This window comes from Sorangium sp. So ce693 (assembly GCF_051521375.1).
In the GTDB taxonomy this organism is placed as follows: domain Bacteria; phylum Myxococcota_A; class Polyangia; order Polyangiales; family Polyangiaceae; genus Sorangium; species Sorangium atrum.
The window spans coordinates 4,985,241-4,999,253 of the sequence record NZ_CP150347.1; the positions used below are offsets into that span (position 1 = coordinate 4,985,241).

General features: G+C 72.0%; 10 protein-coding genes. 5 read left to right on the top strand and 5 right to left on the bottom strand.

The genetic code is table 11. The features are described 5' to 3' along the window. Positions 1-99 precede the first annotated feature (99 nt). Positions 100-1,677, bottom strand: a complete 1,578-nt coding sequence (locus WMF14_RS18645; protein WP_437802675.1) for a CotH kinase family protein — start codon at positions 1,675-1,677, stop codon at positions 100-102. A 231-nt stretch (positions 1,678-1,908) separates the two neighbouring features. On the opposite strand from WMF14_RS18645, the gene WMF14_RS18650 reads away from it, so the two are divergent. Further along, positions 1,909-3,192 (top strand): hypothetical protein, encoded by a 1,284-nt coding sequence (locus tag WMF14_RS18650; RefSeq protein WP_437802677.1) that lies wholly within the window; start codon positions 1,909-1,911, stop codon positions 3,190-3,192. Between the two features lie 52 nt (positions 3,193-3,244). On the opposite strand, the gene WMF14_RS18655 is transcribed toward WMF14_RS18650, so the two are convergent. Both WMF14_RS18655 and WMF14_RS18660 read right to left on the bottom strand, forming a co-directional pair. Beyond that, a complete protein-coding gene (locus tag WMF14_RS18655; protein WP_437802679.1) occupies positions 3,245-4,504 on the bottom strand; it encodes a patatin-like phospholipase family protein in 1,260 nt (419 codons plus the stop codon). A gap of 26 nt (positions 4,505-4,530) precedes the next feature. Next, positions 4,531-5,787 (bottom strand): patatin-like phospholipase family protein, encoded by a 1,257-nt coding sequence (locus WMF14_RS18660; RefSeq protein WP_437802681.1) that lies wholly within the window; start codon positions 5,785-5,787, stop codon positions 4,531-4,533. Between the two features lie 696 nt (positions 5,788-6,483). Here WMF14_RS18660 and WMF14_RS18665 point away from each other — a divergent pair. After that, positions 6,484-7,164, top strand: a complete 681-nt coding sequence (locus tag WMF14_RS18665; RefSeq protein WP_437802683.1) for a DJ-1/PfpI family protein — start codon at positions 6,484-6,486, stop codon at positions 7,162-7,164. Between the two features lie 89 nt (positions 7,165-7,253). On the opposite strand, the gene nhaA is transcribed toward WMF14_RS18665, so the two are convergent. Then, the gene (nhaA, locus tag WMF14_RS18670) at positions 7,254-8,663 is read right to left on the bottom strand and encodes a Na+/H+ antiporter NhaA (protein WP_437802685.1); all 1,410 of its coding nucleotides are present in this window, start codon (positions 8,661-8,663) and stop codon (positions 7,254-7,256) included. A gap of 275 nt (positions 8,664-8,938) precedes the next feature. Between nhaA and WMF14_RS18675 the strand changes: the two genes are divergently transcribed. Next, positions 8,939-9,949, top strand: coding sequence for a phosphotransferase family protein (locus WMF14_RS18675; RefSeq protein ID WP_437802687.1), 1,011 nt, complete (start codon positions 8,939-8,941; stop codon positions 9,947-9,949). Here the strand turns inward: WMF14_RS18675 and WMF14_RS18680 are convergent. Further along, the gene (locus WMF14_RS18680) at positions 9,918-10,565 is read right to left on the bottom strand and encodes a histidine phosphatase family protein (RefSeq protein ID WP_437802689.1); all 648 of its coding nucleotides are present in this window, start codon (positions 10,563-10,565) and stop codon (positions 9,918-9,920) included. The two genes, WMF14_RS18675 and WMF14_RS18680, sit on opposite strands and share 32 nt — an antisense overlap. 472 nt (positions 10,566-11,037) lie before the next feature. Here WMF14_RS18680 and WMF14_RS18685 point away from each other — a divergent pair, with 472 nt between their 5' ends. Then, entirely contained in the window at positions 11,038-12,465 is a 1,428-nt protein-coding gene (locus WMF14_RS18685; RefSeq protein ID WP_437802691.1) for a hypothetical protein, read from the top strand. 63 nt (positions 12,466-12,528) lie between these two features. Beyond that, entirely contained in the window at positions 12,529-13,983 is a 1,455-nt protein-coding gene (locus WMF14_RS18690) for a sigma 54-interacting transcriptional regulator (RefSeq protein ID WP_437802693.1), read from the top strand. Positions 13,984-14,013 lie beyond the last annotated feature (30 nt).

Sequence of the window (14,013 nt, forward strand, 5' to 3'; positions counted from 1 at the left end):
GCGAGCGCGCGCCGTGATCGCCGGGCGCGCTCCGGGTAACGTGGTTCGCGGCTCAGCCACCCGTCGTTCGCAGCCAGGGCCGAGGCGCGCCGCCGGCGCTCAGTAGAGCGCGTCCTGGTGCTGCCACCGCTCCGAGATCCACGCCTTCAGGTAAGCGATCTCCTCCTCGTACGTCGTGAAGTCGTCGCGCCAGCTCCAGCCCTCGTAGCTCCGGTACGCCTCGCCCCACCGCGCCTCGTCCCGGCGCGCGCTCGCGTCGATGCGCGCCACGTAGCCGTCCACGATCGCCTGGATCTCGGCGTCGTCGAGCGCGCCGCGCAGGACCTCTCCGTACCGGGCGCGCAGCGGATCGCCGATCGAGGGCTCCTCCAGGAGGCGCTGGAAGAGGAGGTTCACGTTGAAGTACTCGACGCGATCCGAGGCCGGCTGGCGCTCCGTCTCCCACGTCTGGCCGAAGCTCGCGTTGAAGTCCCACGGCGCGTAGCGGAAGACGCCGCCTCCGGCCGGATCGTGGTAGTGGTAGCTGTTCTTTCCGGCCGAGTCGTCGGCCATGATGAACGTGGCGAAGATCCACCAGTCCTCGTAATCGCGCAGATCGATCCGCGACCCGATCTCGGCGGCGAACGTGTCCTTTTCGGACGTGGCGACGAAGCTCACGAGGTCCTCCAGGTCCGCGAACGCCTCAGGCTCACCTTCCTCCGGCGTCCCTTCTTTCTTCTCGAAGCCGTCGTGCAGCGTCTCCTTCGGCTCGTCGCGCGCGGTCAGCGCGAAGTTCGCGGCGTGGCTGACCGCCTTGTAGAGGTTGCCGTCCTGCGAATACCCGTGGTCCTCCATCAGGTAGCCGTCGACGTGATCGGCGACGGTGTAGAGCCCCACGTACTGCCCCTCGAGGTACACAACCGCGCTGTACGTCTTGATCTGGATGTGCTCCGGATCGAGGCGGTTCCAGAGGTCGTACGCAAGGCGCTGCCGGACATAGGAGTTGTCGTCGAACGTGCTGACGAGCACGACCTTGCGGCGATCGGTGAACCCGCCGGCCTCGTCGGGCTCGTTGAACTTGTCTTCCTTGGGGAACTTGAGCGTGAAGCTGTTCTTCGGATACGAGAGCGAGCTCTCGCCGCGGAGCTCCGCCTCGGCGGCGTACGTGTGGCCGCGGTAGACGACCGTGGCCGGCGCGTATTCCTTCGCCTCGGGGGTCGGCGAGAGGAAGAGCACCGGAAGGCCGTACTCCTCGGGATAGCGGGCCGGATCGACGACAGGCATGTTCGCCGGATCGGCCCAGTCGTCGGCGACGCCGATCTTGACGCGCCCGACCTCGGACGTCTGCGCGACGCGGATCTCGATCTCGTAGACGGCGGCCTGGTCGAGCCCGGGTGAGAACGTCACCTCGCGCGCGACCGCGTCGTAGGTGGCGCCGTCGGGGAGCGGGCCGACCTCGATCGCGCCGTCGGGGAGCGCGAGGCCGGTCGCGCACGTCACGGGGAACGTCACGGTCTCGCCCTCGAGGAGCCAGTGCGGCCCGCCGCCCGAAGGCTCGCAGCGCGACCCCTCGGGGCCCGACGACCCGCCGGCGGTCGCGCCCGCGTCGGCGGGCGACTCGCCGGAGCAGCCGGCACCTTGCAAGGATCCGAGGACCAGGGCCGTCGCCAGCGGCAGGAGAGGGCGGGGGTTGCGCATGGCGGCAATCCTAGCCGAGCGCGCGCGGCGCGGCCCCCCGTCCTGGATGTGTGCCGGCATCCGCCCGCGCGCCGACACGCGCCGCTCCGTCCTCACGTCGACGCCGCGGTCGTCGAGCTCGGTCCTTGACACATCGCCGACTGGCTATTAAACAACTGTTTCAAACGGTCGATTGATAGGAGCTCTCGCGGAGATGCGGCTCCTGAGCCGGCCGACGACAGGAGGCGTGGGATGACGAGGGGCGAAGCTGTGCGCACGGCGCGGAGCGTTGTGGTGTTCGTGCTCGGGGCGGTGGGGGCGACGGGGTGTGGGGGCGACGGGGAGGCGCCCGCGTCGCCGGGGCCGGAGGTGACGTGGTTCCGGGACATCCAGCCGCTCGTGGAGCGCTCGTGCGCCTCCTGCCACGACGGCGCGGGCGTCGGCGGGGTGGCGCTGACGGACGCGGCGACGGCGCAGCGGCTGGCCGCGCTCATGTCGCTGCGGGTGAGCGCGGGGGACATGCCGCCGCCGGTGCTGGACCCGAGCTGCCGCAGCTACGAAGGCGCGGAGAGGATGAGCCTCAGCCAGGAGGAGCGCCTCCTCTTCGATGCGTGGGCGCGCGGCGGCGCTCCGCTCGGCGATCCGGTCGATGCGCCGCCGCCGCGGGGCCGGGCGGACACCATCGAGGTGCCCGACGCCACGCTCGAGATGCCCGAGGACCACGACGTCTCCCTCGACGACGACGGCAACGAGTACTTCTGCACGATCGTCGACAACCCCTTCTCCGAGCCGGCCTGGATCACGGCGTTCGAGGCGGAGGTCGGCAATCCGGCCGTGGTGCACCACATGGCCGTGTACCGGGATCTCGGCGGCGACGCGGGCATCGGCTACGGCGTCCCGCCGGGGACGCGCGCATTCCCGTGCCGCGATCCGGTCATCGAGCTCGACTGGCAGCTGCTCCACAGCTGGGCGCCCGGCGTCGGGGTGACGCGGCTGCCGGAGGGCGCCGGGGTCCGCGTCGAGCTCGGCGAGCAGCTCGTGATGCAGATGCACTATTTCGGGCGCAGGAACTCGGACGCGCGCGACCGGTCCGGCTACCGCCTGGAGCTCTCGCGCGAGGCGCCTCGCGCCGAGGTCTACATGGATGTGTTCGGCCCGGTCCCCTTCACGATCCCCGCGGGCGCCGAGTCGCACATCGAGCGGAGCGCCGCGCCGAACGAGGGCCCGCCGCTGCTCGTGTACGGCGTCATGCCGCACATGCACGTGCTCGGCCGCTCCTACCGGGCCTGGATCGAGCGCGACGGCGGGGCGAGCGAGTGCGCCGCGCGCGGCGAGTTCGAGTTCCACCACCAGGCGCTCTACATGTTCGACGAGCCGATTCGCTGGGGGTCTGGCGATCGCTTCGTCACCGAGTGCACATGGGACAACACGGTGGACAGCGAGGGGCAGTTCTCCCTCCCGCCGCAGGACGTGCCCTGGGGGGAAGGGACGAATCAGGAGATGTGCTTCATGATCGCCTATCTATCGAAGGAGTGAGCCCCGGGGGCGGTCGGTCGTGCGGCGGGGGGACGGGCGGTGTTCCGCAGGCTCATCGGCCTCCTGGCTCCTCGGTCCCTCCCGCGCCGTGCCGCGGACGGACCACCGCCGCCCCCGGCGTTCCTCGCGCTCCGCGTTCGGCCCTGGCTGCGGCAGCGTGCACCGCGCGCCCGCGCTCCAGGAAGTCGGCGCCGAGGGCTCGCTTCATGACGTAGTAACCCCCATTGTAGAGGAGCTCTCTCTCGACAGGCGACAGCGCGAGCGGATTCGTGCTGATTTTGAAGATCGGCGCCGCTTCCGAGTTGACTTCGATCACCCTCGCCCACTTCAGCTTGTCGACCAGCTTTGCTGTATCGCCGACATCGCGCGCCTCCTGCACCGTGGAGCCGAGGGCCCAGAGCGCACGGGCAGCGATGAAAGGAGTGTGAATCGAGTGATACCGAGCCTGGAGGACGCGAATGCCGAGCGTGAGCGTCTCCTCCGGCGCCGGCGCGCCGGTGTCGAACAGGTGTACGGGGAAGTTGCTCAAGAGCCCGCCATCGACGATGTAGCTCGTCACCTTGTCGCGCCCCGTGAGCTGGACCGGCCTGAACACGAAGGGGAAGCTCATGCTCATCCGCATGGCGAGGGCCACCTCCAGATCGTCGGGCTCGACCCCGTAGAGCTTGGCGCTGATGTCGTCGGGGAGGACGAGCATGCGGCCCCTCGTGATGTCGGAGGCGATGAGGTGGACCCGGTACTTGCGGGCCGGGTTTCGTTCGTTCTCGCAGCCGGGCATGATGAGGTCGCGGAAGGTCCTGATGCCCTTCTGGTCGAGCTTCTCCCGGAAGAGCGAGAGGAGGGCGTCGCCCTTGAGCATCCCGAGCTGCGTGATGGCCCCCCAGGCCATCGCGATGGGCCTGCCCACGACCGGGATGAAGCTCGGCCCGGCTGGATCCGCGACTTTCGCGAACTCAGGGCCACCGATGATGCTGGCGATCTCCGCGGGCGTATAGCCGGCTCCCAGGAAGGTGGCCACGAGCGCGCCTGCCGAGGTCCCTGCCAGGTACGAGATATACGTGTCCTTGTACTTCTGGGTGAGCGCCTCTGCGAGCGCAGCGACCGCGCCGACGAGCGCGACCCCTCGGAGGCCGCCACCTTCGAGGACCAGGTTCAACCGCTTGGGAGGATACTGCTCTTCAACGGTGTCCTCCGCCGGCTCGTCGGGCTCGCACGGCTCGTGACGGGACAAGAGATCCCGCTCGCTCCGCTCGGGCCCTGTCGTGCATGCGACCGCGCGCGGCTCTTCCTTCTCCATGTGCTGCTCGTCCATGGGTCTCTCCCCGGGCCACGTGGTGATCATGTCTGCGTCGGTCCCGATGCGCTCTGCCCCGCGCTCCCTGCTGCGGCAGCCCGGACCGGGACGCGTCGCTCCAGGACGTTCCCGTCAACGGCTCGCTTCATGGTGAGGTAACCGGCGTTGTACAGGCTCTCCCTCCTCAGCGGTGACAGGTTTTCGAAGGGCGCGGCAGTGCCTGTGTTGATCTGGATTGTCCTCGCCCACTTCAGCTTGTCCACTCGCTTCGCGATCTCGCTCACGTCGCGAGCCATGAACGCCGTGGATATCGCGGCTCTGGCCAGGTGGTAGAACGAGGGGAATTTCACCGCGTGATACCGCTCGGAGCTCACCCGTACTCCGAGGGTCAACGTGTCCTCCGTCTCCGGCGCTACGACGTCGAACAGGTGAATGGGAAAGCCGCTGGTCAGCGCGCCGTCCACGATGTAGCTCTCGACCCCGTTCGCGCCCGTGACCCGGACCGGGGGGGACCAGAGGGGCATGCTCGAGCTCATCAGCACGGCCTGAGCGACGTCCATGTCGTCCGGCTCGACCCCGTACAGCTCGGCGTTGACGTCATCGGGCAACACCAGCATGCGCCCGCGTGTGATGTCGGAGGCGACGACGTGGACCCTGTACCTGCGCGCTGGATCTCTCTCCCTCTCACATCCGGGCATGATCAGGTCGCCGAAGGTCCTGACGCCTCTGGCTCGCAGTGCGTCCCGGAGCAGCTGCAGGAAAGTGTCGCTCCGGAAGAATCCGAGCCGGGTAAGGAGCCCCCAGGCCATGCCGGCGTACATGCCCACGATCGGCAAGCGAGCGAGCCCGGAAGTTCTCGTGAGCTTTGCGGTGTCGATGCTGAACAGATCCGTGATCTCTGTGTGCGTATAACCGGCGCCCAGGAGGGCGGCGACGATGGCGCCAGCGGACGTCCCTGCAAGATAGGAAATGTACGTGTCCTTGTATTTCTCCTCGTTGACGAGCGCCTCCGAGAGCGCGGCGACGGCCCCGACCTCCGCGATGCCCAGGGCGCCAGCCGCCTCGAAGACCAGGTTCAGCCGTCGCGGGATCCGCGTCTCTTCGGGGGTCGGGCACGGCGGCGGCGCGCACGCCTCGGACGGCGACAGGAGCGCCCGCTCGCTCCTTCGCTCCGCCGGCCCGCCTCTGCGCGCGCGAGCCTCCGGTCCAGTCCTCTGTGAGATGGGCTCCGGTGCGGGGGCGACCCTTTGCCCGGCGGGCGGCTCCGCGGTGCCGCCGTGCTGTCTCTGACGCTCCTCCATCGCCATGCCTCCGTTGTGCTGTGGAATGCGCGCAGCACGGCGCGCTGCTCGGGCTCGGCGGCGGCGCGCCCGCGCGATCACGAAAGGCAAGGACGCCATGCGCCTGCGCTGCTCGGTCAGCGCATCCCACCGATCATCTGCCGCCGACGGTCAGTCCGTTGTGGTCGTCGCGGTCGCGTGAGCGAAGCGCCCTGTTCGAACTCCGTAGGCCCGCGACACCCGCTCGTGCCGGAGAGCCAGGACGGTCTCGTATGGCTGCTTGTCGCCACAAGTATGGATAGGGGACGCGCGGAGCGTCAAGCGGAGGTGAACGTGGGTCTCCACGAGACGACGCGGTCCGTCGATGGATGGCTATCATGCCAGGCGCAATCCGAACCCTCGCCGGACTCGAGGTGCGTTCGGCACGCAGCGCCGCTCCGCGCGACGCCCTGGTCGACGCCCAGCACGCGCGGGGGCTACCGAGCGCGCCTGCTCCCCCCGCGGGTTCACGTTCATGCGACATCGCGCCGCAGGACAACGTGTCGCATGGTCGCGCCGTATCGCAGCGCGTACACAGGCCGCATGAGACGCCGACAAATCTTGGATCTCGCCGCTGCGGGCGCCGCGCTCGCCACCCTGCAAACGCTCGGCGGGTGCGCGCAAGACGACGCCGGTCCCGGGCAAGCGCCCACGGCACCTGGAGGAGAGAGCTCGCCGATGAAGCAGTTCGCCATGCTGATTTACCCGGGCTTCACCGCGCTTGACCTCATCGGTCCTCAGACCGTGTTCAATACGTTCAGGGATGCGAAGGTACACCTCGTGTGGAAGACGCTCGACCCCGTGACGACAGATGCGGGGATCACCCTCCTTCCCACGGCGACCTTCGACACGTGCCCCGAGGAGCTCGAGCTCCTCTTCGTTCCAGGCGGCGTCGAGGGCACGATCGCCGTGATGAAGGACGGTGAGGTCCTCGATTTCCTCGCGGCGCGCGCGGAGCAGGCGAGCTACGTGACGAGCGTTTGCACGGGGTCGCTCGTGCTCGGCGCGGCAGGGCTGCTCCGCGGCTACCGCGCGACCACGCACTGGGCCTTTCGCGAGATGCTGCCCCTCCTGGGGGCCGAGCCCGTCGACGCGCGGTATGTCGAGGATCGCAACCGCATCACGGGAGGCGGCGTGACGTCAGGCATCGATTTCGGCCTCCGGATCGACGCCAAGCTGCAGGGCGAGGAGGCCGCGCAGCTGGCGCAGCTCGCCATCGAGTACGCCCCCGACCCGCCGTTCCAGGCGGGGACGCCCGAGTCCGCGCCCGCGGCGGTGGTCGAGCGGTTTCGCGGCATCGCCGCGCCGGCGGTCGCGCAGGCCAGACAGGCGGCGGAGCAGGCCGCGGCGCGCTGGTGAAGCGCGGCGCGCCCGTTCCCGAGGGGCCGCTGAACCGCCGCCCGCCGGACAGGGCCCGTCGGCTCGTCCGGAGGGCGCCGCAGGGCTGGTCACTGCTCCGTCGACGTCTCGGCTTCCTCGAGCGTCAGCGCCGCGCCGGGCGCCGGCGCCCCGGACAGCGCGAGCCTGCCGACGAGGAGGCCCACCACGGCCGCCACGGTCGAGGCGAGCAGGATGCCGAGCTTCGCCGCGGCGAGCATCGCAGAGTCGCCGAACGCGAGGCCCGCGATGAAGATCGCCATCGTGAAGCCGATGCCCGCGACGCAGCCCACGACCGCGATCCCGCGCCAGCCGACGCCGCGCGGCAGGGCGCAGACGCCGAGCCGGATCATCGCGAAGCTCGCGAGGAAGACCCCGAGCGGCTTGCCGACGACCAGGCCGAGCGTGACCCCGAGCAGGATCGTCCCCGAGGCCGCGTGGCCGAGCGAGGAGCCGTCGACGCGGACGCCGGCGTTGGCCAGGGCGAACAGCGGCATGATGCCGTAGGCGACCCACGGGTGGAGCGCCGCCTGGAGCGAGACCACGGGCGGCAGCGCCTCGCGCTGGGCCTGCCGGATCCGCCCGAGGGGCTTGAGCAGCTCGTCCGCGCGGTGGCCGTCGCGCTCGGTGAGCGCGGCGACCCTGTCCACCGCGTCGCGCGCCGCGGCGACGAACCCGTGGCTGCCGAACCAGGAGCGCACCGGCGTCAGCAGCCCGATGACGACGCCGGCGATCGTGGGGTGGACGCCGGCGCGGAGCATGCCCCACCAGACGACGGCGCCTGGGGCCACGTACGCGGCGGGCGAGCGGACGCCGAAGCGCTGGAGCAGCAGCACCGCGAGCACCCCGCCGCCCGCGACGAGCAGGCCGCCCCACGCGACGCCCGACGAGTAGAACAGCGCGATGACGATGATGGCGCCGATGTCGTCGATGATCGCGAGCGCGAGCAGGAGCACGCGCAGGGCAGGGGGCACGCGCTTGCCGAGCAAGGCCAGGACGCCCACCGCGAAGGCGATGTCGGTCGCCGTGGGGACGCCCCAGCCGTGCCGCGTGGCCGGCGAAGCGTTGAGCGACAGATAGACGAGCGCGGGCGCGATCATGCCGCCCACGGCCGCGGCGACCGGCAGCGCCGCGCGCTTGACGTCCGAGAGCTCGCCCTCGTGGATCTCCCGCCGGATCTCCAGGCCGACGACGAAGAAGAAGATCGTCATCAGCCCTTCGTTGATCCAGAAGTGGAGGGGCTGCGTGAACGCCAGCGAGCCGGCGCTGAGCGTGATCGGGACGTGCCAGAGGTGCTCGTAGGCGTCGCCCCACGGCGAGTTCGCCCAAGCGAGGGCGACGGCGGACGCGATCAGCAGGACGATCCCGCTGGCGGCCTCGACGTGCAAGAAGCGCTCGATCGGGCCGAGGACGCGCTCGGCGATGCGGCGCGCAGGGGCCCAGGTTCCGGGGGCAAGCTCCTGAGAGGGGGATCGACGCAATGGACCACCGAGGCGCGAGCGACGTCGCGCGAGGGGGGAAGGCGGCCCGACCGTCCCATGAAGACCTGTCGCGGCGCTCCACCGCCGCGACACCCGCACGGGAGAATACTCGTTCAGGCGGCCGGATCCAGCGCGAACGGGCTCGCCGCGCCGGGTGCGTCGCTCCGGCGCGGCCGGGTACGTCGCTCCGGCGCGGCCGGGCGCATGGATCGGATCCGAGGCGCAGGGTGGATCGTGAGCTGGCCTCGGCGCATCGTGGCGCCGGGAGGCGACGGATGACGCGAGATGCCCTGGATCGCGCCGCGGTGACGGCCTTTCTGGTCGCCCGCCACGGCGATGCTGTCTGCGATTCGGCCATCGAGATACGCCCGCTCCCCGGCGGGCTCTGCTCGGAGGTCGCGCTCGTCACGGCGCGGCTGCGCGGCTGCGCGGGGGCTCGCCAGGTCACGCTCGTGGCCAAGCTCGTGCACGGCACGGCCGCGCGCGAGGCGGCCGTCTACCGGCGGCTATCGAGGTCCGTCGGGCGGCGCTTCTCGCCCGAGCTGCTCGGCGCGGAACGGCTCGGGCGCGGGCGCTGGCTGCTCTGCCTCGAGCGGATCGAGCCGGCGCACGCCTGGCCCTGGGCCGACAGCGGGCACACGGCCCGGGTGCTCGAGCGGCTGGCGCGCCTCCACGAGGAGACGGCGCAGGGCGCCGCGCTGCCGGCGTGGGACTACGAGGCCGAGAACCTGGCCATGGCGCGGGATACCCTCTCGCTGGCCGAGCGCCTTCCCCGCAGCGAGGTCCCGGCGCTCGCCCGGACGCTGCCCGCCTTGCGGCGGGTCGTCTCGGCGCTGCCCGCGATGCGCCGGCAGCTCCTCGCGTTCCAGCCGCTCGGCCGCGCGGTGATCCACGGCGATGTGCACCCAGGCAACGTCATGGTCCGCCGGCGCGACGGCGTCGTGGAGCCGGTGCTTCTCGACTGGGCGCGCGCGCGGATCGGCTCGCCGCTGGAGGACGTGAGCTCGTGGCTCCAGGCCCTCGGGTACTGGGAGCCGGAGGCGCGGCGCCGCCACGATACGTTGCTCGCAGGCTACCTCTCGGCGCGCGGGCTCGCCCCCGCGCTGACCCGGCCGCTGCGCGACGTCTACTGGTTCGCGGCCGCGTCCAACGCGCTCGCGGGCGCGCTCGGGCACCACCTCGCGATGGCCTGCCGCGCGAGCGAACCCGGCGCGCACGCGGCCGCTGCGCGGAACGCGGCGGATTGGCTGCGCGTCATCCGCCGGGCCGACGCGTGCTGGAGCTGAGGTGCTCGCGGTCGTCGAAGCGCAAGAGGACGCCGCGCTCGCCCTGCCACGAGAGCGACGTGAGGCTGGCGTTGCCCGGGCGGAACGGCTCCCAGCGCGCGGGCGGGACGCCGTGCAGCGCCCCGAGGATCTGGCCGATGACGCCCGCGTGCGTGACCACGAGCACGCGCTGCCCCGGGTGCGCCGCGGCGATCGTCCGGATCGCCGCGAGGCAGCGCGCGCGGAGCTCGCGGTAGCTCTCCCCGCCTGGCCAGCGGAAATCGTCGTCATCCTGGCGCAGGTGCGCCTCCCAGAGCGGGGCGTGACGCGCCTTGACCTCCTCGATCGGGAGGCCGTCCACGTCGCCGCAGCAGATCTCGCGCAGCCCGTCGTGGGGGCGGACCGGGCCCCACGCGCCGGCCGCGATCCGCGCCGTCTCGAGCGCGCGGCTCAGCGGGCTGGCGTACACGGCGTCGAACGCCGGGCCTCCGGCGAGGCGGCGGCGCAGCGCCTCGGCCTCCTCACGCCCTCGCGCGTCGAGCGGCGTGTCGGTCCATCCGCTCATCGGCGTCGCGGGGCCGCCGCGGTTACCGGCGGTGCGGCCGTGGCGCGCGAGAACCAGGAGACAGGGGCGCATGGCTCGGATCGGAGCTGGGGTGCTCGGCCCGGAGGTTAGCGTGAGCCGCAGCCCGATCGAGCGCCGCGCGCGACGGGCTCACCCTGGGGCCGCGGTCGCCAGGCGGGCGATCGAGCGCGGGCCGGCGCGGGGTGGTTGAGCTTCGGACCGGGGGAACCAGGTCGGGCCGAAACGTCGTCTGAGCTCGATCTGGTAGCCCGGGGGTGAGGGCGCCACAGAGCGGGTGCAACAGGCAGCGCAACAGGTGCAACAGGACTGTCGGAGGCTCGCGCTGGCGCTGTTCCCTGGAAACGCCGCAGCGGCGCGAGAGACGAAGCTCCGAGGCCGCTCTCCAGGGCTCGGCGCTCGAGGGCCCCGGGCGGGGCAGGTGGCACGGCAGTTGCGAATTGCCCTGCCGTGACCGGGGTTGTTCTGGCGTCTTCTCCGGCGCGCTCACCGTCGAGCCGACAAAGCCGATGAAATGGATGTCGCAATGAACACCTGCACGTCGCGCATGAGCATCGTCTGGCTATCTTCGCTGTGCGCCGCCGCGGGCGTGGCCGGCTGCGCCTCCTGGGATCCCGGCGCCGACTGGACCGGCGGCGACGCGCCGCCCGAGCTCGTCTCCGAGGCGCTCGAAGCGCTCATGCCCCGGAACAGCCTGCCGGCCCAGGCGCTCGCCGCCGGCGCGCTCCTGGAGGACCGACCCCTCCTCGACCTGCTCCGCTCCAGCGCCCTCGGCGACCCTTCGCTGGCGGACGACCTCGCGTCTCCCCAGTTGAACGCCAACGCGAGATCGCTGCTCAAGTACGTCGTCTCCTGCGCGCTCGATCCAGGCCGGCGCGTCTCGGCGTGGGAGGGCGAGCTCGGCCTCTGCGGGACCGCCTCGCCTCACGGGGACTGGTTCGAGCGCCCGCCGAGCGCGGCGTGCCAGGAGGTCGTGTCGGCGTGCGTCCTCGCGCGCACGAACGCCCTCGGGAGGAAGGTCCGCCTCTCCACGCGCAGCGACGAGGACAGCGCGCTCTTTCCGCTCCTGCCGGTCGTGCCCGTGGAGACGGAGTACCGCGACGCGGGCGACCCGCCCATCAAGAGCCTCAATGCCCCCTGCGCCGCAGGCGCCACCGCCGGGGATCCCGCTCGCGACTGCGGCTGGGCCGGGCGCCACGTCGGCACGTGCACGCCCAAGGCGCGGGTCGTGCTGAAGCCGGGCGGCCCCGCCAGCGCATCCACTCGCTACTTCATGGTGCGCGTGTGCAACGGCATCCACGGCTGCGATCATCGGACGATGGCGCCGCGTCCGTGGTACTCGGGCCTCGTCGCCGAGGGCGTCCTGAGCGTGGATGGGCGCTCTGGGACCACCCCCGAGCTGGGCTTCACCTGTCCTGATGCGGGCGTCCCCGGCCCGTCGTCGTTCGCGGTGATGGTGGCCTCGCCCCATCCCGCGGAGGCTCCCCCCGCGGCGGCGGACGTGATCGCCGCCGGGGCGGCGGCGATCTACCCCGCGCCCGAGGACAAGGTGTTCACGTTCCGGGAAGGCGCGTTCTACGGAAACCTCTTCGGGGCCGTGAACCCGGCTCCGAAGGGGGAGATGCTCTCGTACGGCCAGCACGCTTGTTACAGCAACGTCTGGTCCCGTCCGATGGCGCACTTCACCGACAGGCTGTGCGCCGGCAGGGACGCCGACTGCTTCGGGAACCCGCCCGGCGCCTGCCTCTCCAGCCCCGCGGCGCCGCCCCGGCCCGATCTCGCCCGGGTCTGCAAGGGAGAGCGCAACGGGAGCTATTTCGGCTGCGCCGCCGCTGCGGGACGGACGCCCTGGAACCACGTGATCACCGTGTTCCTCAACCACCCGTGCGATCTCGCCGGCGACCTGATCCGCTGTCAGGACGCGTTCGCGCAGCTCTCGCCCCCCGGGCCTTGATCCGCGCCGCGCGGGTCGCGCGCGAGCATTGACCGCGCCGGTCGGGCTCTGTACCCAGGATCCGTGTCAGGCGGGCTCGAGAGCAGCACCCTCTCCGTGAGCAGGGGGCCGGGGGCCCCGGCCGGAGGGCGCAGCAGCCCGTTCCTGTTCCTCGTCCTGGAGAGCCACCGGCCGCTCGCGCCGCCGGCGCGCATCGCGCTCCACGAGGTGGACGAGGTGACGATCGGGCGCGGCGCGGCCCGGAAAATCGAGCCCACGCGGAACGGCTCGATCCGGCGGCTCGACCTCCGCCTCGACGATCCGTGGCTCTCCTCGAGGCACGCGCGCATCGTCCGGCTCCTCGGCCGCTGGGTGGTCGAGGACAGCGGTTCGAAGAACGGCAGCCTCGTCAACGGGGCCCCGCTCCAGCACGCGCAGCTCGAAGACGGCGACCTCATCGAGCTCGGCCGCACCTTCTTCGTCTTTCGCGACGCCCTGCCGCACCCGCCCGGCGCTCCGGCGCTCCTCGAGGGCGCGCCCGATGCGGCGCCGGCGCCCGGCCTCGCCTCGCTCCTGCCTGCCCTGCTCGACGCGTTCGAGCAGCTCGCGGTCGTGGCGCGCTCCGCGATCCCGGTCCTGCTCCAGGGGGAGACCGGCACGGGCAAGGAGGTGATGGCGCGCGCGATCCACGCGCTGTCGGGGCGGGCGGGCGATCTCGTGGCCGTCAACTGCGGCGCGCTGCCCCGCGAGCTCGTCGAGGGGGAGCTGTTCGGGCACCGGAAGGGCGCGTTCTCCGGCGCCACGGAGGACCGCCCGGGGCTCGTGCGCAGCGCCGACCGCGGGACGCTCTTCCTCGACGAGATCGGCGACCTGCCCGCGGCCGCGCAGGCCGCCCTGCTGCGCGTGCTGCAGGAGCAGGAGGTGCGCCCCGTGGGCGCGACGCGACCCGTCCGCGTGGACCTGCGCGTGCTCGCGGCGACGCACCGCCCCCTCCAGCGCCTCGCTGCGCTGGGCGAGTTCCGCGCCGACCTGCTCGCGCGGCTCTCGGGGTACGTCATCGAGCTGCCGCCGCTCCGCGCCCGCCGCGAGGACCTGGGCCTGATCCTCGGGGAGCTCCTTGGGCGCGCGGCGCCGGAGCGCGCGGCGGGCATGCAGATCCACCCGGACGCGGCGCGCGCGATGCTGATGTACCGGTGGCCCGCCAACGTGCGCGAGCTGGCGCAGTGCGTGACGACCGCGGCCGTGCTGGCGCAGGGCGGCGCGATCGAGCCCCGGCACCTGCCCGACGAGGTCGCGCGCGCGGCAGGCCGCGACGGCGGCGACAGCGGGGACGAGGGGGAGGGCGAAGGCGAGAGCGACGCGCAGGGAGAGGGCGACGCGGGTGAAGAGGGCGACGCGCGCCGGGCGGAGCTCGTGGCGCTGCTCGTCGAGCACCGGGGGAACGTCACCGCGGTGGCGCGCGCCATGGGCAAGGCCCGGATGCAGATCCAGCGCTGGCTGAAGCGATACCGGATCGACCCCGAGCAGTTCCGGCGCTAGATCGCGGTCTCGGCCGGAGGTGCGGGCGCT

Excerpts from the sequence above, each read along its gene's own strand:
- WMF14_RS18655 (WP_437802679.1), bottom strand. The coding sequence starts at position 4,504 with ATGGACGAGCAGCACATGGAGAAGGAAGAGCCGCGCGCGGTCGCATGC.
- WMF14_RS18685 (WP_437802691.1), top strand. The coding sequence starts at position 11,038 with ATGAACACCTGCACGTCGCGCATGAGCATCGTCTGGCTATCTTCGCTG.
- WMF14_RS18660 (WP_437802681.1), bottom strand. The coding sequence starts at position 5,787 with ATGGAGGAGCGTCAGAGACAGCACGGCGGCACCGCGGAGCCGCCCGCC.
- WMF14_RS18665 (WP_437802683.1), top strand. The coding sequence starts at position 6,484 with ATGAAGCAGTTCGCCATGCTGATTTACCCGGGCTTCACCGCGCTTGAC.
- WMF14_RS18645 (WP_437802675.1), bottom strand. The coding sequence starts at position 1,677 with ATGCGCAACCCCCGCCCTCTCCTGCCGCTGGCGACGGCCCTGGTCCTC.
- WMF14_RS18675 (WP_437802687.1), top strand. The coding sequence starts at position 8,939 with ATGACGCGAGATGCCCTGGATCGCGCCGCGGTGACGGCCTTTCTGGTC.
- WMF14_RS18650 (WP_437802677.1), top strand. The coding sequence starts at position 1,909 with ATGACGAGGGGCGAAGCTGTGCGCACGGCGCGGAGCGTTGTGGTGTTC.
- WMF14_RS18680 (WP_437802689.1), bottom strand. The coding sequence starts at position 10,565 with ATGCGCCCCTGTCTCCTGGTTCTCGCGCGCCACGGCCGCACCGCCGGT.